Here is a 22,225-nt window from a genome sequence, read left to right on the forward strand (position 1 = left end):
GTGGAGTACAAGGGCGCCGCCTGACCGCCGAACAGCCGAACAGGCTCCACGCGAAGGGCACGTCGACGCGAGTGGCACAGGGTCAACAGCCGCGCTCAGCTTGATCCCAGCCGCTCCCGCAGAACAGCCGCCGTGAAGCTCGGGATCAACACCAGCCTGGTCGACGACGTCGTCTTCGGGGTGCGGCTGGCGCACGATCGGCCGTCCCTTCGGAGAGACGATGGTGCCGCAGATGAGGACCGTCGAAGGGGTGCGAGTGACGTCGACATCGCACTTCCGGATGGCGAGCCCTTCACCGATGCGGGCGGACGTGCCGAGCATGACTTCGATGATCTGCTCGAGCTGACCATCAGGCGGCGGGCCCGGAACACCGGGGTCACAACGCCAGGCCCGGGCTGCCCCCCGAATCGCCTCGACCTGGTCGTGCGTGAGCGAGACCGCCTCAGACGGCGGCTTCTTCATCCGCTTCGCCTCTCGGACCGGGTTCTTCGGAATCGCCTCGTGACGGGCGGCCAGCCCGAGGACGTCCCCTGGACCTCTCCGTGGCCCGAGATCACGACGGTTCGCCGGCAGAGGTACATGTGGTGCGTGTAGCGCCGGAGTCTCAGGCCTGCGTCAGGGGTGCGGCTCCAGCCGGTGGGCGTGCTGATCTACGGGCTTCGGGCGGCGGACGCGCCCGCTCTCACACGCGCACGCGAAGTCTTTGACCGCGGCCTTGCGGCAGCACTACTTCGGCTCGGCGACGATGATCTCAACGTTGATCGCGCTGCACCTCGTATCTACCTTCTCTCTTGCCCACTCAAGATCCGCAACCTTGCCTCCTTCGAGGAGTCCGACATCCTCGGGTAGTCGCTGCCCGAGGCGTAGCTCGCGCCCCCGAAACGAGATGGTGTTTCCGGAGAGCTCCGTGCCTGCTGGCCACAAAGCGACAGTCTGTCTGCCGGACTCATACTGAAGGCCGATACAACCAGATTCGAGGCGGTTTACGACTGCACCTGCGGCCGCGTAACCCGTGTAGTCCTGAGGCGCGAGTAGCCGGTCGCCAGCAGCTACCAACAGTGTGCCCTCTTCGCCGTTTGCTACTTCGGGGTCTGAGTCAGAAAGAAACCAGAATAATCCGCATGCAGCAATCGGAACAAATAGGATTAGCGCTAGGCGCGCAGTTGTTTTCTTAGTCATTGGTACTCGTAGACTCTAGCGCCGAACACGGGAATTGCATTCTTCACCGGCGTGAACTGGGCGAAGTGGTGCTGCGCGCTGACCGACGGCGGTGGTGGCGGCGAATGCGGTCGCAGCGAGTGCCAGAGCAGCGGTGACTTGTACAAGAGAGTCCAAGCGAGGGGCTCTCATTGACTCGAAGCCCGCCTGAGGATGTCTTGCACGTCGTGTCCCTTGGCGATGTAGAGGGTTGGTGGCTCTGCGTTGGGGTCGTACAGCGCATCAGTGGGCTCCACGCCGCGAATGTGGCTCAACCTGATGCTCTCACCGGTGAGGTCCCCACAGAGGCTGTCCTGCGCCAGGGCCGTCGTCGCAGTTGGGGTGATGCTAGTCCTGTCACCGGGTATGGCGACTTGTCGGTAGTAGCGGCCCTCAAGTTCGACGGCTTCAGGACAGCTTCCTTCGGGTTCGGCGTTGCCCGTCCGGGCGCTGGAGCAGCCGGTGAAAAGCAACAGAGCCAGCACCAGAGCCGGGCCGATCTTGACAGTGATGAATGCAGTCCTCGACATACCGAACTCCTCTCTGGTGCCTGTTAAGGAGGGGGGACGGCGTTCAGCCCTCGCACGTCGCCTCTTCCGAGGTTACGTCCGAATAGCTTGCACGGTGGGATGCTGCCGTTCATGGTCTGGTAGTGACTGGCACTGGTGTCGATGTTGGCGAGCCCATACGAGTGGCCCATCTCGTGGGTGGTGACGAACTGCACGTCGTGCTTCTCGCTGCAGCCAGACGACGTAGGGTTCGTGGTGAAGTCGAAGTCCTCGATGTTGAACCTGATGTCGTTCTCGATCTTGATTGGGCCCGGTGTACCCGGGGCCCTGGCTGGAATCGTGGGTCGACCATGTGCAGTTGATCGCCAGCGGCGGCTTTCTGTTGCGGTCGAGATTGCTCGCATCGATGACGCTGTACCCGTCCCGGTCGGCGCAGCGAGAGACTCCGCCAGAGACCTGCATGTCTGTCTCGCGCGTGGTTGTGCCTTGGTAGCTATAGTCGAAGTCGGTGATGTCCGGGGCGCCGCATGGGTTGGTCGAGTCGCGCCAGGTGCGTGCCGACAGGCCGAGAATCTCTCGGAACTGGGCGTCGGTTAGCCCGGCAGGGTTGGAGCCGTCACCCATGTAGAACTGCCAGGTGGCGCGGCGCCGTGTGTCTTGTGCGGCGTACTCGCGATTGTCGCAACCGTAGGTGTCGCGCGCCAGCCGGTCACCCGTCTCACCTTCGTCTGGGGCGTCGCTGTCGGGGTCGGTGTCCGAAGGCGCGCTCTCCTCAAAGCTGATGACGCCGTCCACTCCGATCGCAACACTGAAGGTCTCTGCTGCCGCGTCGGGCAGGAGCGCTTCGGCCTCAACAGTCACACCAGGCTCGGGGATCTCCAAGGCGAGGCCGGTGTCGGGGCTCTTGAGGGCCTCCCCCACTAGGTCGCATTCAACGACGTCGGTGCCTTCGTCAAGGTTGTCGGTCGTGATCACACCGGCCTCTGGGCCGCACTCGAAATCCGCTTCGGCAGCAACAGCTGCCTGCATGAACAGCCCTCCGCTGACAAGCGCGGTGAGCGCCGCGCTCATGATGACCTTCAATCGCATCCAGTCCCCCGAGAACATGTGAGTTGTATCGCTCAACGATCACTGCGGATGCGTGCCGATGCCAAAGCCCCAACGGGTGGTTGTCGCGTGCCGGGTCATCCCCGGCTTCCCCCAACGAGTGGGGACCCGGGTCATGCGTTTCCGGAAGGCGGCGCCTCGATCAAGGCTCCGCCTGACTGGGGTGACTGCAGGGGCCTCTCGTCGTTGAGGAGCAGGACCCTTTTCGGGGTCGGGGCGGCGTCCGCTCGGTACCGCTCCCCAAGGTCTCGGCGGCTCTCAACTCTGCGAGCATTTCCTCGCTGCTGGGGTAGTCGCCGATGTCGGTGTAGTGCAGCCGAGCCGGCCCAGCTGTGGCGGGACTCTTCACCGGCACCGTGACGGCAGCGCTGCGTCGCTCTTGATGTAGGGGGCGGGCCAGGAAGCCGCCGTGGGCACCCGCGGCAGAGGCATTGCCCTCAGCACCAATGCAGTGTGACGAGGACAGAGGTTGTCGTCGCACACAGATGACGGCCACGGCCTGCGGTCGGTTCCCTACGCGCCGCCCCACCACGGCGCCCAGCCCGCGACGCAACCACGACGGGGGCGTGCCTCTGGGTTCGCTGCACAGAAAGATGACACCCCTCAGGCGGCGCTGACCCTCTCACGACCCGTGAGCAGTTGTCCGTGGTGCCATCGCAACGTCAGCGTGGACGAGGGCGCTATGCAACTGACGTGGGTTCCACTCCCCCGGATAGTGACCTTCTCACTGCTGCTTGCCTGGGTTGCGGGGGCACGCAGGGGGCACACGTGTCACACGGCGAAACCGGGTCTGGACTGCGTTTCCGCAGGTCAGACCCGGTTTGTTGGTGGAGCTGAGGGGATTCGAACCCCTGACCTTCTCATTGCGAACGGCCCCGGAACGACCTCCCGTGCCTCCCAACGCCTGAACTGCCAGGCCTGCAACGCCAGAAACCGCACACGTTGCAGATCGGGGGTACGCCGGGGGCACGGCCCCGAGGCACCGGTGCGGCGGCCACGCATGCCCACCACACTGGGATACAGGGGTACCGCCGGACAACCGAGCAGGCTCGACGCAATAGGGCAACGCCCAGAGTGACTCGACACAGTGGTCGGACTGCCGAGACTCAACCGGCCGTTGGCGTCCCGGGGTCGATCTGGAGGTGGGTTCCCAGACGGCCGCTTGAGCGCAGATCCCGCAGGTCTGGCGCGACCCGATCGTGGACTCATCGATGACCTCCACGGCGCGGCGAGTCGTCCCATCCACCCATAACCACCTAGCAGTTGATGGGGTGGAAGACCTCACCCGTCAAGACGGCGTAGACCTGGCCACTCCGAGCACAGAGAGATCGTCGACGACCAGCCTGGATGCGGGCTCCACAGGAATGAACGGGCCGAGCGCTGCGGCTTCGTTCCCGGCACTTGCGGCCGGCGAATCTCGATGTCCGGCGTGTACGTGGCGTCCTCTTGAGCATGAGAAGAATTGGGCACGCCAGCTGACGAAGATTGCTGTGACCGTGACGACAGCGGCCGCTGAGATCCAGTCCACGATTACGCGAGAGTCCATGGTGGAGCTTTACCGCGGCGGGAGGACCCGAGCCTCCACGAAACCGCGATTCACTGCGGAATCTACTCGCGACGGCGGTGCCCGCAGGCCGGTCGGACCAACCGGCCGCCGATCACCAGCAGGTCGAGCCCGCCGGCGGCGAGGCTGCGTAAGGCATCCTCCGGAGACTCCACGATCGGCTCGCCGGCCACGTTGAGCGAGGTGTTGAGCAGGACCGGGACGCCGGTCAGCCCGGCGAACTCGGTGAGCAGTCCGTGGAGAACTGGGTTGTCGTCCCTGGCCACGGTCTGGACCCGAGCGCTCCCGTCGACGTGCGTCACGGCCGGGAGTCGCGAGCTTCGCACGGGCACCACCCGCAGCATCATCGGGGACGGGCCGTCGAGGTCGAAGTACTCCGATGCCCGCTCGGCGAGCACGGCGGGGGCGAACGGCCGGAACGCCTCGCGGTGCTTGACCTCGGCGTTGAGCCGACGCGGCATGTCCGGGTCGCGGGGGTCGGCGAGGATGCTGCGGTTGCCCAGAGCCCGCGGACCGAACTCGCTGCGGCCCTGAAACCAAGCGACCACCTCGCCGCCGGCCAACGCACGCGCCGTACGGCGGGCCACCTCCCGCGGGGTAGCCCGCTCCACGACGACGCCCGCTGCGTCGAGCGCGTGGTCCACCTCCGGGTCGGCGTAGGCCCGACCGTAGGTGTCGGTGACCGGCTCGGCGACCCGGACGCCGATGCGCTGGTGGTGCACCGCCAGCGCGGCGCCGATCGCGGTCCCGTTGTCCTCGCACGAGCCGTTCATCTGCAGGTCGATGCCGAGCGTGCGGACCAGGTGCTCGTTGCTGATGCCGTTGAGCGCGACGCCGCCGCTATAGCAGACCCGATCCAGCCGGTGCCGGTGCAGCAGGTGGCCAACGAGCTCGGCCAGGAACGTGTTGGTCTCGCGCTGCACGTGGGCGGCGACGTCCTCGAAGTGCGAGTTGCCGGTGACGTCGAGACCCGCGGAGTTGGGCTCGCGGGCCCGGGCAAACAGGGCCGGGAAGTCGAGCACCAGGTCGCCGCCAGCGGCCATCCGGACGGACGCGAGGTCCGCGTGCCGCTCGGGGTCGCCGTACGGCGCGAGCCCCATCACCTTGCCCGCCTCGCTCGTGCTGCCGTGGCAGTAGTACGCCGCCCACTGCCAGAGGTGCCCGAGGCTGTGGAGCAGCCGGGTGTGCGGCTGGTCGAACGCCTCCGCGTAGGCCGGGAGCGGAGCCAGCCCTCGCGCCACGCGGTGCACGAGCCGGAGGTCACGGCCGTCGAAGACGTACGCCGAGAGCGACTCCTTGCCGTCGGGCGGCGTGAAGCACACCGCGTGGGGAGCGACGACCTCCTGCACGTCGAGGCGGTGGCGCACCGCTTCGGGCGTCCCGCTCCCGTCGGCCACCAGGACCAGGGCCGGCCGGTCCTGTGCGTAGTGGAGTACGTACTCCGCGTGCGCTAGGTGATGGGGGACCGAGACAAAGGGCGCCAGCTCCCGGTGGTCGACCGGGGCGTCCCGCCCAACGAAGCCCGCCTCGACGTCGTACGGCGAGCAGGTGGCGATCACATCGACGTCGGGAAGATCGATACCCGCCGTGCGCAGGCAGTACTCGATGACCTTGGCGGTCTCCATCGACATCCGCGGCAGCACGATGGGGTGCCGCTTGATCCGCGTCAGCCGTTCGGTCTGCACCGCCACCACCACCCGCCCGTCGTGGACGAGGGCCGCGGCTGAGTTGTGGCTACCCGCGATGCCCAAGACCCACATGCGGAGCTCCCTCGATCACCTGCGGCGACCAGTCGGTGGGCCGGGCGGTGCGGACGACCTCCCCGGCGCGGACTAGCTCGCTGAGCGCCCCTCCCCCGTCCAGCCTCTCCAGTTCAGCGGTGGTGGCAGGCCCGGACTCGAGCCTCGCCAGCACGTAGGGGGCCCCGGCGGCCCGGACCGGGGGCCCCGGAACCGCCGCACACTCGCCTGGCCGGCTCGCGGCGTACAGCGCGCCGGCCACCGGCTCGGACTCCTGCACGCGCAAGGCGTACGGCCGCGCCACCTCGCACTGCAGCGCCCAGTCGGCAGCGGTGCCGTGGACCGGGAACGGGAGGGGGAACGTGCCCCGGCGGGCACCCGCGAGCGGCACGGAGTACGTCGAGTCCAGCCGTGCGCCGAGGTCGCTCCAGTCGTGCGTCGGGCGTTCTGGGACGTCAGCGAGCGCGCTGCGCACGAGGCGCTCGAGCGCCTGGGCGAAATGGTCGAGGGTGTAGAGCCGCTCGACCCGCGCCCTCGCGGCGGCGCCCATCGCGGCTCGGGCTCGCCTGTCACCCGCGAGCGCGACCACGTGGTCCGCGGCCCGAGGAACGTCGACGGCCGCGCCGCGCGGGGTCAGGACCGTGTCCACCCGGAACCCCGTCACGCCGTCGTCGACCGTGTCGCGCAGCCCGCCCCAGTCGGATCCGACGACGGGTAGCCCCGCGGCCATGGCCTCGACGGCACCGAACCCGAAGTTCTCGTCGAGGTTCAGCGTCAGGTTCACCGAGACGTCGGCGGCCGCGAGCAGCTCGGGCAGCAGGTGGCGCGGTACGTCACCCCAGCAGGTGACCGAGGCCGGGTCGAGGTCGCCCAGGCTGCGCCGCAGCCGCGCAACGAACGGACCGTCTCCGAGCAGGGACAGCGGGACCGGAGATGGGATCCCCGGTCCTCGCTCAGGCACGTCGCCGAGGATCCACAGCCGTGCCTTCGGGACCTGCCGGACGACCTCGCGGAGCACCGCCGCCGCGCCGTGCACGTTCTTGGACTCGTCTGTGCGTCCGTGCACGATGAGCACGAGGTCCTCGCCGAGGCCGAGGCGGCTGCGGGTGCGGTCCCGGGTGCCGGCCGCGGCCAGGAAGGGCGCCGGGTCGATCCCGAACGGCAGCACGCACGTCGTCGCGGGAGTCGTCCTGACCAGTCGGTCGTGGACAGCGAGGTCGGCAGTCGAGGAGAAGGCCAGGACGTCCCCGGGCTCGAGGTATTGCTGTAGCCGGCGGTAGGCGACCGCCCCGCGTGGGAACTCGCCCAGCGGTAGGTACACCAGCGGCACCCGCCGCTTCAGCCGTTGCCGCACCAGCGCGAGTGCCTCCACGTCGGCCGGGTGCGGAGGGACTGCCCAGACGAGGGCGTCGACCTCGGCGAGTAGCTCCTCCGCGATGCCGACCGAGACGCTGGCCGGAGCACCGTAGTAGTAGGGCGGAAGGGGCCAGACCTCGCATCGACGGCGCAGCGCGGGGTCGAGCGTGGTGAACAGCAGCTCGGTCCCCGGGGAGGCGCCCGAGGCTCTGCTCTCGGTCCCCCTGTGCCGGGAGAGACCCACCCGGAGAGGCCGCAACCGACCGCTGATCGCCACGAGTTGACTCTGTCGCGGGAGCCGTGTTATGTCGAGCCTTGACTTTGAAAATCGGTGGACACTATCTTGACAAACGGCCGGTAACAGTGCGGCCGTGCACTATCAGCGGGAATCCCCAACAGGGAGGGAGTCCAAGATGACTGCTGGTGACAGCTCCGATGCACCCAAGTTCCGACTCGTCGACCGCGACCGCATCAAAGTCGAGTTTCTGATCGATGACCTCATTCGCCAAATTGGCGTCGACGGCCTGCGTCCCATCGCCTCCTGCAACGGCTGCAACACCTGCAGCGCGGCGGTAGAGATCTCGAACGAGGTGACCCGATGACAGACAGCGAGAAGGCAGAGCTCGGCGCACCGAGGACCCTGCGGCACTCCCAGATCGACGACGCCGTCGTCGCCCTCAGCGACTCAGAGCGGATCTCGGTCGAGTTCCGGATCCAGGACCTGGTCCGTCGGCTGGTCCCGGAAGGAGACCTGCTCTCGAGCTGCGGCGGCTGCAACGGCTGCATGGGCTGCTCGATGTAGCTGACGACGCGCCTCCTGTGTGCGGCATCGCGGGGCACGTGGGGTCGCCCGAGGAGGCGACCGTCGAAAAGTTGACGTCGGGGCTGTGGCACCGCGGCCCCGACGGTTCGGACGTGTGGCACGCCGGCGTCGTGCACGTCGGCGTAACCCGGCTCGCAATCATCGACCCCGGAGCCGAGCAGCAGGTCTTCCTCGACGAGAGCGGGACGCTCTGCCTGGTCTTCAGCGGGGAGATCTACAACCACCGTGAGTTGCGCGACGAGCTGCGAGGTCGCGGCCACCGGTTCGTCTCGGAGACCGACAGCGAGGTCGTCGTCCACCTCTTCGAGGAGCTCGGAGAGGCGTGTGTGTCTCGGCTGCGCGGCATGTTCGCGTTCGCCGTGGCGAGCAAGACGGGCGTTGTGCTCGCGCGAGACCGACTCGGCATCAAGCCGCTGTACTGGACTGTCGACCCGGCTACCTCGACCTTCCTCTTCGCCTCCGAGGTCACGGCGCTGCTGTGCGTGCTCCCCGCGTCGCCCAGCCTGGACCTGCAGGCGTTCGCCGACCACGTGGCGCTTGGGCACACCGTGGGGGACGCCACGATGTTCGTCGGGATCCACTGTCTCCCGGCCGGTACGACGATGCGCGTCGATGCCGCGGCAGGAGCCGGCCCGGCAGCACCGGTGTCCTACGTAGCGCCGCGTCTGCGCGAGGAGGAGCTCGGCTATGGCGAAGCGGAGGACCTGGTGCTGGCCGCGCTGGAGGACGCCGTACGAAGCCACCTGGAAGCCGACGTGGAGGTCGCCCTCACGCTGTCCGGCGGGATCGACTCCACGCTGCTCGCCCTCTTCGCCGCCGACAAGTCCGAGCACCCGCTGCGGACGTTCACGGTCGCCGACCACGACGGGCATCCCGACGTCCGCCACGCGGAGGTAGTCGCGGACCTGATCGGGAGCCGGCACACCACCGTGATCCTGGATTCGAAGACGTGGCTGGATGGCGTGCCGCGGGCGGCCCGCGCGGCGGAGGCGCCGGCCAGCCTGTTCGGAGTCTCCTTCCACCTGCTCTGCGAGCGGGTGGCCCGCGACGTGAAGTCGTGCCTGCACGGAGAAGGGGCCGACGAGGTCTTCGGCGGGTACGTCGAGTACCTCTCCTCACACCACCGGCGGCGGTCCTTCGAGCGGAACCTTTCGCGGCTGCGGCAGCTAGGCCTCATGCCTAGCGACGCCGCCGTCGAGACCATGCTCGCCCTGTCCTCGGCAGGCACGCTGGCCGAGCACACCGAGGCGGTCTTCGCGGTCAACCTTGGCGACCCGCTGCAGCGGCTGCACCTCGACGGTGTGGACCGCAGCGCCATGTCCGTCGGCCTGGAGATGCGTGTGCCATACCTGGACGACGAGCTCGTCTCGGTGGTGGGGCGGGTGCCGGTGCGCCACCTGGTCCGCGCCGACCTCGGCGTCGGCAAGTACCTCCTGCGTCGGCTCGCGCTGCGCGTGTTCGGCGAGCGGTACGGCGCGGGCCTGCTCGACATCGTGCTCCGCGAGAAGCTCGGGGCGCCGACTGCTGGCGCCCGGTTGCTCGCGTCGTTCGACGAGGAGTGCGAGCGGCGGCTGCCGGTCGACTATCTGGAGCGGCACGAGCTTGGTGCTGCCTTCACCACCAAGCGCCAGCTGCTCATGTTCGAGTTCTTCTGCGACCTATTCCTGCGCCACCGCGGCGACCTGGCGAGCGTCGGCACGATTCGGTCCTTCCTCGACGAGCAGGAGGACGCGTACGCATGAGCCTGATGGAGCTGCAGTCGTGTCTGGCCCGGCTATACACCAGCGAGGTGTTCCGCATGCTGTACCTGCGCGAGCCGGACGAGGCGCTGGACGGTTACGACCTCTCGCCGCACGAGGCCGAGTCGTTACGGTCCCTTGACCCCAAGATGATCAACGTCTTCGCGGCGACCCTCGTAGCCAAGCGGGCGCGGCGGGCACACCGTGCCTACGGGTCGTCGTACGCGTGGCACGGTCCGGCGCTCGACCGGCTGTTCCACCGGTTCCTGGAGCTGCAGGGTTCGCGGCCACAGCCGACCGTGCACCACGAGACCGTGGCCTTCGGCCACTTCGCCGAGCAGGCCCTCTCCGACCTCGAACGGTTCCCCGATGCGGCCGCGGAGCTGGTGCGGTTCGAGCGGTCGTCGTACGAGGCGATGTTCACCCGGGAGCCACCGGTGCAACGACCTGGTCCCCTCGGCCGACCGCTCGAGGACGACGATGTCGTCGCCGTGGCGCCCGGGGTGGTCGTCGAAAAGTTCCGCCACGACGTGATCGCCTTGGACGAGGCGCTGCGCTCCGACGGCGCAACCCAGGACGTGGCCGCGCTGACGTCGTGGATCGCCTTCCGGCCGGGCCGCGACGATGGCGGCCAACGGTTGCTGCGGCTGAACGGCCCGACCGCGACCATCGTGCGCAGCTGCCAGCCGGCGTGCTCGGCCGGCGACGTCGTCCGACAGGTCGCGCAGGAGCTCGGGGCCGAGGACCTGAGGGACGCGGTCCTGGCCGGCGTGGCGCAGCTGGCGGAGCTCGGCATCCTGCGCATCAACCTACCGACTCGAACGGAGACCCCCCGATGACCAAACTCGCCTCGAGCCACCTGGATGCGATCCCGACCCTGGGCTCGGGGATGGGCTACCGCCGCGAGCTGCGCGAGCAGATCTTCGCCTCCCGCGACCGGATCGACGTGCTCGAGATCGTGACCGAGCAGTTCTTCGGGGGCGATCAGGAGCTCGAGGAGCTCGTGGCCTTGTGGCCGGTCATCCCTCACGGGGTGGGCCTGTCTATCGGTACGGCGGGCGCGCTCGACTGGGAGTACCTGCACCAGGTCCGGCGCGTCTCGGAGCGGACCGGGTCGCCGTACTACAGCGAGCACTTGGCAATTACCCGGGCGCCGGGGATCGACATCGGCCACCTTGCGCCGTTGTGGTTCACGGAGGAGGCGCTGCGCACGACGATCCACAACGTGGACGCGGTCCAGAGCTTCCTGGGCAAGCCGTTGGTGCTCGAGAACATTTCCTACCTGCTCTCGGTGCCCGGCGCGACCATGCCGCAGGACGAGTTCTTTGGCCGCATGGTCGAGGCGACCGGCTGCGGGGTGCTGCTCGACGTCGCCAACGTCCACATCAACGCGCAGAACCACAGCTTCGACCCCGTGGCGTTCCTGGACGCCATGCCGCTGCACGCCGTCGTTCAGATCCATCTTGCCGGCGGCTACTGGGCCGACGACGTCTACATCGACGCCCACTCCGAGCCGGTCAATGGCCCGACGTGGGAGCTCCTCAGCGAGCTGGCGGACCGGGTGCCGATCCGGGTCAGCATCCTGGAACAGGACGCGAACTTCCCCGACCAGATCACCCCGATCCTGGCCGATGTGGACCGCTCCCGAAGCGTCATCGCCGCAGCGGCCCGGCGGTGAGCTCCGTGCCGGGCCGGATGCGGGTATGCCTGGTCGGGAAGTACCCGCCGATCGAGGGTGGGGTGAGCACCACGACCTATTGGATCGCCCGCGGGCTGGCCGCCCGGGGCCACGAGGTGCACGTGGTCACCAACGCCGACGAGGTCGAGCCGCGCTACCGCATCCGCCTCGAGGCCGCCGACGCCCAGATGCTGCAGGCGCGGTTCGAAGGCGGAGGCTCGGTTCGCGTGCACCACGTCGAGCCGTTCGACGAACGGACCATGTCGCACATCCCCGTGTCCAACCCCTACGTGAGCCGTACGGCCTCCCTAGCCACCGACGTCTTGCGCCGGTACGGCTGCGAGGTCGTGCTGGCGTACTACTTCGAGCCGTACGGCGTGGCCGGTTGGTTCGCGGCGACGGCCACCGGATCGCCCCTCGTACTGCACCACGCCGGGAGCGACCTGGACCGGTTGGCGCGCCGCCCCGACCTTGCCGTGGCCTACAAGCAGATCCTGCGCGACGCCGCGGCAGTGGTGACCCGCAAGGCGCTCGGCGGCCGGTTTCTCGGCATGGGCGTCGCGCCCGAGCGGATCGTCGACAGCCCCGCCCAACCGCTAGACCCGGAGCTCTTCACGGCCGAGGGGCCGCGCCTCGACCTCGACGCGGCCGCCGTATGGCGAGGAGCCGACGCCGCCGCGTCGCACGACGTACCCACGATCGGTGTCTACGGCAAGATCGGGGTGACCAAGGGGACGCTGGACCTCATCAACGCGCTCGGGCTGGTGGCGGATCGAGCGCTGCCGTTCCAGTTCGCGATGATGGTCGGTGCGGAGTTCGGCGAGCTCCTGCAGCCCCGCCTCGATGCGGCCGGGATCGCGTCCCGCACCCTCGTCCTGCCGTACCTCCCGCACTGGCGGGTGCCGGAGTTCATCCGTGCCTGCGACGCGGTCTGCTTCCTCGAGCGGGACTTCCCGGTCTCGATCCACGGCCCGATGGTCGCGCGCGAGGTCCTCGCCTGCGGGACCTGTCTGGTGCTCTCCGGCGAGATCGCGGACAAGCAGCTCAACCGCGGCGACATGGTCAGCGGCGTCAACCTCCACCTCGTCGACGACCCCCGGGACGTGGTCAGCCTCGCCGACACGTTGGCCACGGTCCTGACCGACCGGGCCGCCACCCGGCGGATGGGCGCGGCGGGTGCCGCCTCGCTGGCCGCGCGCGACGAGCGCGGCGAGGTCGCGGCCGGCTGGGAGGCAGTCCTGCGCCGGGTCACGCAGCCGGTCTCGCTCGACCCACCGGATGGGGCGAGCGCCCGGCGCTCGGCCCTGGAGCACTCGGTCCCGGCCCTCCTCGTGTACGCGGAGCGGCACGCTCCCGACGTGGTGGCGACCTTCCTCGCCTCGGAGCGGACCGCCGCGCTCCCCGACGTCGCGCTGGAGCTTTGCGACGCGCTGCGCGACGTCCTGCCGAGCAGGGTTGGCAGTGGCCGGGGCGCGCTGCTCGACGACGCGGTGTGCCACCTCAGGGCGCGCGTGCGCGCGTCGTACGACAGCCCGGACGATCTGCCGCCGTTCGCGGTGGTCGATGCCCTGGGCGGCGCCACGCTGACCCGAAGGACGGCTGGCCACCTCTACCCGGTCCGCGGGAACCACGTACGGGTGGAGGTCTTCGCCCACGATGTCGGGTCGGTGTTCCTCAGCGCGTTCGACGGCGCCTACCCGGACGACCCGCTCCAGCGCGCAGTGGACGGGCCGACGTACGTCCTGTTCCAGAAGACCCCGAACCTGGAACCCCGCGAACTCGCGGTGAACGCACTGACCGTGGACCTGCTCCAGCACTGCGACGGACAGCGCACCCTCAACGAGCTGGTCGAGGAGCTGACCGACGCGCTCGCACCCAATCCCCCCGACCCCACCGACCGGACCGCGCTTGAGGACCTCGTGGTCTCCGCGGTGGCCGAGCTGCACCGTCTCGACGTCCTCGTGCTCGGCCGGCGCGACCCGGTGTGGGGCTGGCACCGGGGCCAGCGGTCGGACCTATCCGCGCTCCCCCACCTGCGACACGCAGAGCCGGAGCGCGTAGGCCTGGTGGACTGAAGAATGTGCGGCTTCGCCGGGTGGGTCGGACCGGGCACCTCTGCCGAGGCCGACCTGACCCGGCTGCACCAGATGGGAGCCGTGCTGGCTGCCCGCGGCCCCGACGACGAGACCGTCACGGTCGACCGCAGCCTGCACTTGGTGTTCCGCCGGCTCGCTGTCAACGACATCGAGGGTGGCGCCCAACCGTTCCGCACGCCTGACGGCCGCTTCACCGTCGCTGTGAACGGCGAGATCTACAACCACCGCGACCTCGCCCGGCAGCTCCCACCCTCCGTGCAGCTGGCCAGCGGGTCGGACTGCGAGGTCGTACTTCACCTCTTTCAGCAGCACGGGACGGCCACGTTCTCCCGGCTGAATGGCATGTTCGCGATCGCCGTGTGGGACGCGCACGAGCGGGTGCTCGTGCTCGCCCGCGACAGACTCGGCATCAAGCCGCTCTACACCGCGCCTAACGGGACCGGGCTGAGCTTCGCCTCGGAGCTGCGCGCGCTCCTGGTCGACCTTCGGGTGGCTCCTGAGCGCAACCTGGACTGGCCGGCGTTCCGGGACCTCCCGACGCACGAGTACCCCTACCAGCGCCCCAGCAGCCAGGTGGTCAGCACAGGCGTCGCCGGGGTCTCGTTCGTCGAGCCGGGCACCTTCGTGGTGTGTCGACCTGGCCGCGCACCCTCGACCACCAGGTACTGGGAGCCCCCCGCGGCCGACGCCACCGGCCGTCCGGCCACGTCGTACGTCGAGGAGTACGGCGAGTTGCTCGCCGACAGCGTCAGGCTGCAGCTGATGAGCGACGTACCGATCGGCGTCGCCTTGAGCGGCGGGGTCGACTCCGCCACCGTCGCCGCGATGGCCGTCGGGGCGGGAGCCGAGCTGGAGGCCTTCACCCTGGTGGAGCCGGCCGTCGACGCGGCCGGTGACCCCGGCGCGGCCCGGGAGGTCGCGCGCCACCTCGGGCTGCCGTTGCACCAGGTGGCGGTCGACGCGGCGACCATCGAGGAGTCCCTCGGACTGGGTCTGCCGGCGCTCGAGGAGCTGGTCTCGATGATGGACTTCCCCGTCGTCGACCCCGAGATCATCTTCAAGCGGCAACTGCACCGGTATGTCGCCACGCAGCGCCCGCACACGAAGGTCGTGCTCATCGGTCAGGGCGCCGACGAGTTCGCCGGCGGCTACTCCTCTCTACTCCCCCCGAGTTGGGCGGAGTTCGCCCGCCGCGAGGAGGTCGCGCTCCGGCGAGCTCGGGCGCGAGACGCCGGGGTGCCGGACGTGCTGGCGCCCCTGGTGTCGGACTCATACGTGGACGCGGTCGCGCCCGGGCCGCCCCCGGGTCGTGCCGCCTGGCAGACCGCGCGGCTCGGCGACCTCGTCGCCCACAGCCTGTGGCACGAGGACCGCACCGCGGCCGCGTCCGGGCGGGAGAACCGGGTCCCATACCTAGACCACCGCCTCGTCGAGCTGTTGTGCACGATCCCGGCCTCGCTGCACGCCGACCTGCTCAGCGACAAGCGGATCCTGCGCTGGACGGCGGCGCGGCTCCTCCCCCTTGCGATCGCCGAACGACCCAAGACCCCGCTGTACGACACACGGGCTCCGGGCGCCTCGGTCGCGGCCCTGATGAGGAGGCTGGCCGACTGCGCGTTTCCCGAGTTCCGCGAACGCTACCTGCGCGCGCCGGACCCCCTGTTCGACGAGGACCGCCTCGCCGAGATCCACGAGTACACCGCACGACCGGATGCGTCCCCCGCACTGACCGACCTCCTGCTGCGGTGCATGGCGCTCGAAGTGTTCCACCGGAGCTGCCGACTGCAAGACGCGCCGACCGAGGTCGCGCCGGTGACGGTCGTCGCCGCGCCGGCCACCGGATCCAAACCGCTCGCTGATCTCCCCGATCTCGCCGGGGCGGCCGTTGTCGACGAGGCGTCCTGGCGGGCGTTCGGCGAACGCTTGGCCACCATCGGGTTCACCACCCGGTTCTGCGCCGGGCTGTGGACCGGCGCCGCAGACGCCTACCCGTGGCTGCACCGGCCCATGACCGTGTGGCGGGCGCAGCGGACCGACACCGCAGCGGCCGCCGTGTTCCGGCTCTTCTGCCTCGGCGCCGCCGAACCGGTGGCGACGGTCCGCGGCGCGCTCGGAGCGGGTTTGGCCGACGTACTCGCGCGGGCCGGCGTCCTCGTGCCGGCCGTCGGTGACGCCCTGGTCTCAGTGCTCGACCTGCGGATCCTGGACTCGATGTTCCTGCTGTGCGACCGGCTGGAGGCCGGCGGCGACGCCGTATTCGGGCTGGGTGAGGGCAACTCCGCGTTCAGGGGTGCGATCAGCGAGCGCTGGCCGGCCACGACCGTGGCCGAGATCGGCTGCGGGGCCGGCGCGGTCGCCCTCGTCGCCGCTCGGCACGCCCGGCAGGTGGTGGCGACCGACGTCAACCCCAGGGCTCTGGTCCTTGCCCGGATCAACGCCGCCGTCAACGGGCTCGACAACCTCGAGCTGAGAGCCGGTGACCTGCTGACGCCCCTGGGTGACCAATGCTTCGACCTGATCACCGCCCAGCCGCCGTTCGTGCCGCAGCCCGCGGAGTCCGCCGGAGCGACGTACCTGTACGGCGGCGCGAGCGGGGGCGAGCTGTTGCGCCGCCTGTTTCCCGCGGTCTCGCGCCACCTGACCCCCACCGGGCGCGCCGTGATCGTGTACGAGGCGCCGCTGGCAGGCGACGCCGACCTCGATCCCTGGACGTCCCTGGAGCCGGACCCCCGCCTGCGCGCTCTTCGCCTGGTCGGCTCCCCGACCGACCCGGACGTGTATGCCACCCGGCACGCACTCCCCTGGCTTCGCGACTCCGAGGAGCCGTTCGACGCGGTCGCGGAACGGATGCGGACCCACCTCGACGCGCTGGGGATCACCGGGATCCGGCCGGCCGTGGCGGTCTTCGAGCGCACCACGGACGGCGCCGGCTGGACGGAGACCATCCCGGTGCGCGGCTACCTGTGGGACAGCATCGGAGCGGCATCGCTGTGGCGGCTTCTACGCGGGGTGAGCGCCGCCCGCAACGGGGTCGAGGCCGCCGTCGGGCTGCCTCCGCACACCCTCGTGGTCGAGCCCGGCGACGGCGGCGCGGGGCCGCTGCAGCTGGTGCTGCCGGGCGACCGCATCGGGCTGCCCGGCACCTGGACCCGGGACGAGGTCGACAGCCTGCGCCGGGGTGGCCCGATGCCCCACGCGCTCCGAGACAGGGCGCTGCGCTCGGGCCTCCTCGTCGACGACGGAGGTCCGCTCCGGTGATGGTAGTCCGCACGGCCGCGAACCGGCCCGAGGAGCAGGCGACCCGCGACCGCGTCCTGCGGCTGCAGTCGCAGCTGGACCTCGCTCCCTGGACGTTCGCCTCCGAGGTCCTCGTGGACGCGACCGCGCAGCCGCACAGCCACCCGGTGCTCACGATCGACGCCGTCGAGGACGACGAGCTGCTCCTCGCGGCGATCCTTCACGAGCAGCTCCACTGGTTCGAGGACGCGCACGCCGACCGGACGGACGCCGCAATCGAGGCGACCAGGGTGCGGTGGCCCGACGTACCGACGCAGCGCCCGGGAGGTGCCGGGAGCGAGGAGTCCACCCGGCTGCACCTGCTCGTCTGCCACTGGGAACACCTAGGCCTGGAGTGCCTGCGCGGGCCGAAGGTGGCGGCGGCGGTGATCGGTCGGATTTCCGAGCACCACTACGGGTGGGTCTACCGCACCGTGCTCGCCGAGCGTGCGCTGCTGACCGAGATCTCGGTCCGCCACGGTCTGCTCCCGCCGGGTGCCGTCACGACGGTGGCCAGTAGCGCAAGGTGATCGTCATCCGCCGCGGCGCTGGCCCGCCGGCTCTGCGGAGGAGGACCGGCACCTCGTGCCAGGTACCGGGGCCGAGGATCCCGACGGAGCCGCCCCCGTCGTACTGCATCGCGAGCAGGGCACCCTCGAGCACCCGCAGGCCGCCGTCGCCCCCAAGCGTGACCGAGAGGTTCACGTCATAGCGCGAACCCATGTGCGCGTCGTCGTGCGGGGTCAGGTAGTCGCCCTCTTCGTAGAGGTTGGCGAACGCCCGCTCATAGACCAACCCGCCCGTCACCGCGGCGACGATCGGGTCGATCACCTCGGCCAGGCGCCGGGCGAAGTCCACAAACCCGATGGCCACCAGGACCTGGTCCAGTGCATCGCCCTGAGCCCCGTCCAGCGACCGGCTGTCGACCCGGCGCAACCGACCTCCCGACGAGAGCCCGGTCTCGGCCGGCCGGTGCGGGACCACCACCGGGAAGGCGACCGCGGTGAGGAGCGGCCACAGAGCGGCCACGAGCTCCTGCGTGGCGGCCTCGTCGAGCACGCCCGGAAGCCGGACGTAGCCGACCTCGCCGAAGCGGGCGGCGAACTGCGGTAGCTCCGGAAGACCGGCCAACCGGACGCCCTCGGGCGCCAAAGCGAGGACGTCGTGGTAGCGCTCGTCCAACACATCCAGCGCAGCGCCGTACATGGAAGTGGTCACCTCGACCCCTAGAGCGAGTAGCGGCGCAGGTCGGCGGACGGCGGGGCGACGGGCCTGCGCAGGATGCCCAGGCGGAGCAGCCGGTGCGCCTCGGCCCAGATCTGCTCGGCGCGCACACTAAGCCGGTCGGCAAGCTCGCGCACGGTGTGGGCTCCAGGCTCGAGGAGCGCGTCGTACACCGCGGCCCTGGCCGGGTCGATCCCGGCGTCCCGCAGACTCGCGCGGACCCCGTCGAGGACCAGCGGCGCGAGGTCGTCAGCGACGCCGATCGCGACGCCCCACAGCGGCTCAGGATCGACCACGAAACCGAACGAGAGGGTGATCCGCTCCCGCGCCCCGACCACCGGTGTCGCGCCGTGCATCAGCTCCGTCGGGTGCAGTGCCCACACGCCACGCTCGGGCACCTCAATCAGTGTCTCCGAGATGACCGGGAGGCCGCCCCCCTCGGGGCGCTGGACGAGCACGTTGCAACGCAGCAGCGGCAGCGGCGGGCTACCGTCCAGCGGCAGCCGGGCGTCTTTGTGGGTGTGCACGTCGCCTCCCGGCGAGACGCACGTGAGGAACGAGCCCTTGTAGGGATCGTCCGGCAGGGCCTCGAGGCCGAGCCGCGAGACCACTCGAGTACGCACCGCCCAGAACTCCTCGGGCAGGAACACCTCACCCTTCTCGCGAGGGATCCACACCAGGTCCGTGGAGTCGGGCTCGGTGCCCTCGTCGCGGGTAAGGACAGAGCGCCCCCGGTCGGCCGCCGCGAAGAACGGCGTCGTTCGGCTGAGCGGGTCGACCGGGTTCTGCTGGAGCAGCCCGGCGGCGCCCTGCTCGGTGGCCCACTCGACCAGCCTCGCACGCTCGGCGATGGTCACGACCTCGTCGACGACGACCACCTCGTCCAGGCCCATCGACGGTGCTTCACTCGTGCTTGCATTCAGCATCGGAACCGCCTCCCTCGTGCGGAACGCCGACTCGAGACTAGCCCTGCGCCGAGCCGCTCGCCAGGGGTTGCGGGGCTGCTCCGTCGTGGGCGCGATGGACGTGATCGAGCAGCCCGGAGCCGCTAAGCGCGCGCGCCAGCTCAAGGACGGTGTCGACCTCGGTCCCGAGGGCGGCCGCGATCTCGGCGTACGTGCTGCGCCCGTCGCACCGCGACAGGAAACGGTAGACGTCCGGCGCCACGTCCAGCGGGGCCGGGGCGTCGTTGAAGCGGAGCACGACCGACGTCTCGGCACCGGCGACCCCCCTCTCCTGGCCACGGCTGACGTCGTGGACCAGGGCGACCTCGCTGATGCGCGCGCCCAGCAGCGGGACGTCGGCCGGACCCGGCGCCGCCAGTGGCCCGCGCACCCGCCGAGCCGACCCGGCGTCGGCCGTCGTCTTGACCAGCACCACGTCGTCCAGCACCAGAGCGTCCAGCGCACTCTCTCGGAACAGCGCGATCGCCTCCTCCGGGGTCTCGACGATCGGCATGCCCCGCTTGTTCAGGGAGGTGTTCAGGAGGACCGGGAGACCGGTCCGTTCCGCGAAGGCACTGACGAGCCGGTGGTAGCACGGCTCGTCCTCGCGATCCACCGTCTGCACACGGGCGCTCCGGTCTGCGTGCACGACATTGCGCAGCGCGCCGACATGCTCGCTTCGCACCTGGAACACCAGGAGCATGTAGGGACTCTCGATCCCGCCGTCCTCGAAGTACTCCGCGGCCCGCTCGGCCAGCACCGACGGGGCGAAGGGCCGGAAGTCCTCGCGGAACTTGATCGCGCGGTTGATGTGGTCGCGCAGCCCCGGGTAGCCGGGGTGGGCGAGGATGCTGCGGTGGCCAAGCGCGCGGGGCCCGAGCTCGGAACCACCGTGGAACCACCCAACGACCTTTCCGGCGGCGAGCAGGCCGACCGCGACGTCCACCACGGCGTCGGCGCCGGTCGCGACAACCTCGAAATCCTCGGAACCGCGCCGGTGATCCAGGACCGCCGTACGCACTTGGTCGGGTGTGTACTTGCGCCCGAGCTGCACCGAGCGCGGCTGCTCTCGTCGCGGGCCGCCGCATACCTCGAGCCAGCCGTAGTGAGCACAGCCCACGGCCAACCCGTTGTCGCCCGCGGCGGGCTGCACGTAGAGCCGGTCGACCACGCACTCCCGGAGCAGCCGGGCGTTGGCAACGGCGTTCAGTGCCACCCCGCCGGCGTATGCCACGTCGCGCGAGCCGGCCCGCGCCACCCGGTCCTCGAACACGTACAGCAAGGCGCGCTCGACCTCGTCCTGCACCCAGCGGGCAAGGTCCGCGAAGTGCTGGAAGCGCGCTGTCAGGTCGGCTCGGGTCTGTGCGGGCGAGGTGAACCCCGAGAGGATCTCGCGCCGTACGAACGCACGACCGTCGCGCAGGTCGAAGAGGGGCAATTCGAACGGCCCGCGCCGGCCGTAGGGCGCGAGCCCCATCAGCTTCCCGGCGTCGTCGAAGGCGCCGAAGACGTACTCGCTGAACGCGCGGTACAGACCGCCCAGGGAGTGCAGGGTCCCCGGCGGACTGAGCGGCCAGCCCTTGGCCCCCCACGGGGAAAAGTCCTTGGCGACCGTGCACAGACCTCCGTCCGCGGCGGCGTAGCAGCTGTCCTTCTCGAAGTACAGGTGCTCGAGCCCGGCCGGCACCTCCTCCAGCGTCGAAGATGCTGAGGTGTCGAGGCAGTCCTCGAATGCGTTGCCGCACCCGTCGACCACGAGAACGGTGCAGGCGTCGAACGGGCTCGGAGCGAAGGCGCTGTACGCGTGCGCGAGGTGGTGAGAGATCGACACGACCGCACCGGCCGCCGCCACTTGACGCGGCTCGCCGCGATAGCTCTCGTTGCCGCTCCTGAACATCCCAAAGTTCTCGTTCTGGACGACCAGGTCGACGTCCTTCATCTTGATGCCGGCGACGTCGAGCACGTACTGCGCCGCCGCCGCGTCGTTCCCGCCGTCGTGCTTGACGCGGGTCAATCGCTCCTTCTCGATCGCCGCGACCACCACGCCGTCCGCGAGCAGACAGGCCGAGCCGTCGTGCGACAATCCGGTGCCTAGGACGTACGTCGTTCTGGCCACAGCTCTCCCTCCGGCGGCCGGCCACCGGCGGCCCTCCGTCCGCTTGCCCACCATGCTGAGACCCCGCGCGTCGACAGGCAAGCGGTGCCGCGAGGAGACGCTGGCGGCGGCAGACGTCCTGCTCGTGGTGCCGCGGTGCCGCGGTGCCGCGGTCGAAATCGGAGTGGCTCGTGGACCGAGCGTGGGCCTTCTCCAGCAGTTCTTCCTCACTCAAGCTCCCAGAATCGACTGGGACCCGAGGATGAGCACCCCAGGTTCGCCTGCGATCGTCGATGCCACGCCAGGATGTGCTCCACCTGGGGCGCGCCTCATGCATGCGACCGCTCGCGGTGCTTGTCGTGTCCACGGAACGCGGTGAGCACCTGGACCCGCTGTTCCTGGCTGAGCGCGGCCACGTGCAGCATGTGGTTGACCTTGCGGTTGCCGGAGCGAGAGAGGCGATGACGAATCCGCTCCCCCGATAAGGCGTCCAGCGACGGATCCCGGCCCATGAGGCGAACCGGTTGCGATCGGCGAACCTTGTCACGTGACCGACGTCGGCGAGGATCCGGGGCGCCCGCCCCGATCCTTTTGAGGTAGCCACAGAGCTGCTCCCCCCTTCCCGCAACTCCGTCCGGACGGGCCGTGCGCGGCGCTCCACTCCGTAGCGGCCCCAAGCGTCGGCCCATGTCCCGCCGAACGTTCGGCAGTCAGGGCATGGCCGAAGGCCGCGAGTCGGTGGGCAAGCGGGGGATCTGCTGCACAAACAGGTGACACCGTGACCTGACCTACGTCCTGGGTTCCAGATTTGGTGGCTAACTGACGGCCTTCACGAAAGGCTGAGAGCCATGCCTCGTCCCTATCCGCCGGAGTTCCGG

General features: G+C 69.9%; 18 protein-coding genes. 9 read left to right on the forward strand and 9 right to left on the reverse strand.

The window, feature by feature from the left end; translation table 11 throughout:
- The first annotated feature begins 132 nt into the window (after nt 1-132).
- Nucleotides 133-594 (forward strand): hypothetical protein, encoded by a 462-nt coding sequence (locus tag IG63_RS0117640; protein ID WP_030485663.1) that lies wholly within the window; start codon nt 133-135, stop codon nt 592-594.
- Nucleotides 595-726: 132 nt separating this feature from the next.
- Here IG63_RS0117640 and IG63_RS22840 read toward each other — a convergent pair whose 3' ends face one another.
- The 5 genes from IG63_RS22840 to IG63_RS21785 form a co-directional block, all read right to left on the reverse strand.
- Entirely contained in the window at nt 727-1,179 is a 453-nt protein-coding gene (locus IG63_RS22840; RefSeq protein ID WP_157210276.1) for a hypothetical protein, read from the reverse strand.
- Between the two features lie 167 nt (nt 1,180-1,346).
- Nucleotides 1,347-1,727, reverse strand: a complete 381-nt coding sequence (locus IG63_RS0117645) for a hypothetical protein (RefSeq protein ID WP_030485664.1) — start codon at nt 1,725-1,727, stop codon at nt 1,347-1,349.
- Between the two features lie 72 nt (nt 1,728-1,799).
- Complete coding sequence (locus IG63_RS0117650) at nt 1,800-2,777, reverse strand: hypothetical protein (RefSeq protein WP_157210277.1); 978 nt, start codon at nt 2,775-2,777, stop codon at nt 1,800-1,802.
- A 1,644-nt stretch (nt 2,778-4,421) separates the two neighbouring features.
- Entirely contained in the window at nt 4,422-6,137 is a 1,716-nt protein-coding gene (locus IG63_RS21780; protein ID WP_051707101.1) for a carbamoyltransferase family protein, read from the reverse strand.
- Nucleotides 6,112-7,749, reverse strand: coding sequence for a glycosyltransferase family 4 protein (locus tag IG63_RS21785; protein ID WP_051707103.1), 1,638 nt, complete (start codon nt 7,747-7,749; stop codon nt 6,112-6,114). The genes IG63_RS21780 and IG63_RS21785 overlap by 26 nt, the downstream gene beginning before the upstream one ends.
- 136 nt (nt 7,750-7,885) lie before the next feature.
- Here IG63_RS21785 and IG63_RS0117665 point away from each other — a divergent pair, with 136 nt between their 5' ends.
- From IG63_RS0117665 to IG63_RS0117700, 8 genes are read left to right on the forward strand one after another with little or no spacing between them, the layout of a single operon-like run.
- Complete coding sequence (locus IG63_RS0117665) at nt 7,886-8,074, forward strand: hypothetical protein (protein ID WP_030485668.1); 189 nt, start codon at nt 7,886-7,888, stop codon at nt 8,072-8,074.
- A complete protein-coding gene (locus tag IG63_RS0117670; protein WP_030485669.1) occupies nt 8,071-8,274 on the forward strand; it encodes a hypothetical protein in 204 nt (67 codons plus the stop codon). The genes IG63_RS0117665 and IG63_RS0117670 overlap by 4 nt, the downstream gene beginning before the upstream one ends.
- Nucleotides 8,275-8,291: 17 nt before the next feature.
- The gene (asnB, locus tag IG63_RS0117675) at nt 8,292-10,037 is read left to right on the forward strand and encodes an asparagine synthase (glutamine-hydrolyzing) (RefSeq protein WP_030485670.1); all 1,746 of its coding nucleotides are present in this window, start codon (nt 8,292-8,294) and stop codon (nt 10,035-10,037) included.
- A complete protein-coding gene (locus IG63_RS0117680) occupies nt 10,034-10,873 on the forward strand; it encodes a hypothetical protein (protein WP_030485671.1) in 840 nt (279 codons plus the stop codon). Before asnB (IG63_RS0117675) ends, IG63_RS0117680 begins: the two co-directional genes overlap by 4 nt.
- The gene (locus IG63_RS0117685; RefSeq protein WP_030485672.1) at nt 10,870-11,712 is read left to right on the forward strand and encodes an MbnB/TglH/ChrH family RiPP precursor modification enzyme; all 843 of its coding nucleotides are present in this window, start codon (nt 10,870-10,872) and stop codon (nt 11,710-11,712) included. Before IG63_RS0117680 ends, IG63_RS0117685 begins: the two co-directional genes overlap by 4 nt.
- Nucleotides 11,713-11,729: 17 nt before the next feature.
- Entirely contained in the window at nt 11,730-13,787 is a 2,058-nt protein-coding gene (locus IG63_RS0117690; protein WP_245604490.1) for a glycosyltransferase, read from the forward strand.
- Between the two features lie 3 nt (nt 13,788-13,790).
- Entirely contained in the window at nt 13,791-17,066 is a 3,276-nt protein-coding gene (gene asnB, locus IG63_RS0117695; protein WP_030485674.1) for an asparagine synthase (glutamine-hydrolyzing), read from the forward strand.
- On the forward strand, nt 17,066-17,614 hold the full coding sequence (locus tag IG63_RS0117700; protein WP_157210279.1) for a hypothetical protein: 549 nt from the start codon (nt 17,066-17,068) through the stop codon (nt 17,612-17,614). Before asnB (IG63_RS0117695) ends, IG63_RS0117700 begins: the two co-directional genes overlap by 1 nt.
- On the opposite strand, the gene IG63_RS0117705 is transcribed toward IG63_RS0117700, so the two are convergent.
- The 4 genes from IG63_RS0117705 to IG63_RS23365 all read right to left on the reverse strand — a co-directional run bounded on the left by IG63_RS0117705 (nt 17,586) and on the right by IG63_RS23365 (nt 21,859).
- The gene (locus IG63_RS0117705; RefSeq protein WP_157210280.1) at nt 17,586-18,302 is read right to left on the reverse strand and encodes a 2OG-Fe(II) oxygenase; all 717 of its coding nucleotides are present in this window, start codon (nt 18,300-18,302) and stop codon (nt 17,586-17,588) included. The genes IG63_RS0117700 and IG63_RS0117705 overlap by 29 nt on opposite strands.
- Nucleotides 18,303-18,310: 8 nt before the next feature.
- Nucleotides 18,311-19,201 (reverse strand): hypothetical protein, encoded by an 891-nt coding sequence (locus tag IG63_RS21790; protein ID WP_051707105.1) that lies wholly within the window; start codon nt 19,199-19,201, stop codon nt 18,311-18,313.
- Nucleotides 19,202-19,271: 70 nt separating this feature from the next.
- Entirely contained in the window at nt 19,272-21,368 is a 2,097-nt protein-coding gene (locus IG63_RS0117715; RefSeq protein ID WP_051707106.1) for a carbamoyltransferase family protein, read from the reverse strand.
- A 308-nt stretch (nt 21,369-21,676) separates the two neighbouring features.
- Nucleotides 21,677-21,859 (reverse strand): transposase, encoded by a 183-nt coding sequence (locus IG63_RS23365; RefSeq protein WP_211249378.1) that lies wholly within the window; start codon nt 21,857-21,859, stop codon nt 21,677-21,679.
- Nucleotides 21,860-22,225: the final 366 nt, after the last annotated feature.

It is taken from the genome of Nocardioides aequoreus, from assembly GCF_000720335.1.
Lineage (GTDB): Bacteria > Actinomycetota > Actinomycetes > Propionibacteriales > Nocardioidaceae > Marmoricola > Marmoricola aequoreus.

Excerpts from the sequence above, each read along its gene's own strand:
- IG63_RS22840 (WP_157210276.1), bottom strand. The coding sequence starts at position 1,179 with ATGACTAAGAAAACAACTGCGCGCCTAGCGCTAATCCTATTTGTTCCG.
- IG63_RS0117645 (WP_030485664.1), bottom strand. The coding sequence starts at position 1,727 with ATGTCGAGGACTGCATTCATCACTGTCAAGATCGGCCCGGCTCTGGTG.
- IG63_RS0117650 (WP_157210277.1), bottom strand. The coding sequence starts at position 2,777 with ATGAGCGCGGCGCTCACCGCGCTTGTCAGCGGAGGGCTGTTCATGCAG.
- IG63_RS21780 (WP_051707101.1), bottom strand. The coding sequence starts at position 6,137 with ATGTGGGTCTTGGGCATCGCGGGTAGCCACAACTCAGCCGCGGCCCTC.
- IG63_RS0117665 (WP_030485668.1), top strand. The coding sequence starts at position 7,886 with ATGACTGCTGGTGACAGCTCCGATGCACCCAAGTTCCGACTCGTCGAC.
- IG63_RS0117670 (WP_030485669.1), top strand. The coding sequence starts at position 8,071 with ATGACAGACAGCGAGAAGGCAGAGCTCGGCGCACCGAGGACCCTGCGG.
- IG63_RS0117680 (WP_030485671.1), top strand. The coding sequence starts at position 10,034 with ATGAGCCTGATGGAGCTGCAGTCGTGTCTGGCCCGGCTATACACCAGC.
- IG63_RS0117685 (WP_030485672.1), top strand. The coding sequence starts at position 10,870 with ATGACCAAACTCGCCTCGAGCCACCTGGATGCGATCCCGACCCTGGGC.
- IG63_RS0117690 (WP_245604490.1), top strand. The coding sequence starts at position 11,730 with ATGCGGGTATGCCTGGTCGGGAAGTACCCGCCGATCGAGGGTGGGGTG.
- asnB (WP_030485674.1), top strand. The coding sequence starts at position 13,791 with ATGTGCGGCTTCGCCGGGTGGGTCGGACCGGGCACCTCTGCCGAGGCC.
- IG63_RS0117700 (WP_157210279.1), top strand. The coding sequence starts at position 17,066 with ATGGTAGTCCGCACGGCCGCGAACCGGCCCGAGGAGCAGGCGACCCGC.
- IG63_RS21790 (WP_051707105.1), bottom strand. The coding sequence starts at position 19,201 with ATGGGCCTGGACGAGGTGGTCGTCGTCGACGAGGTCGTGACCATCGCC.
- IG63_RS23365 (WP_211249378.1), bottom strand. The coding sequence starts at position 21,859 with ATGGGCCGGGATCCGTCGCTGGACGCCTTATCGGGGGAGCGGATTCGT.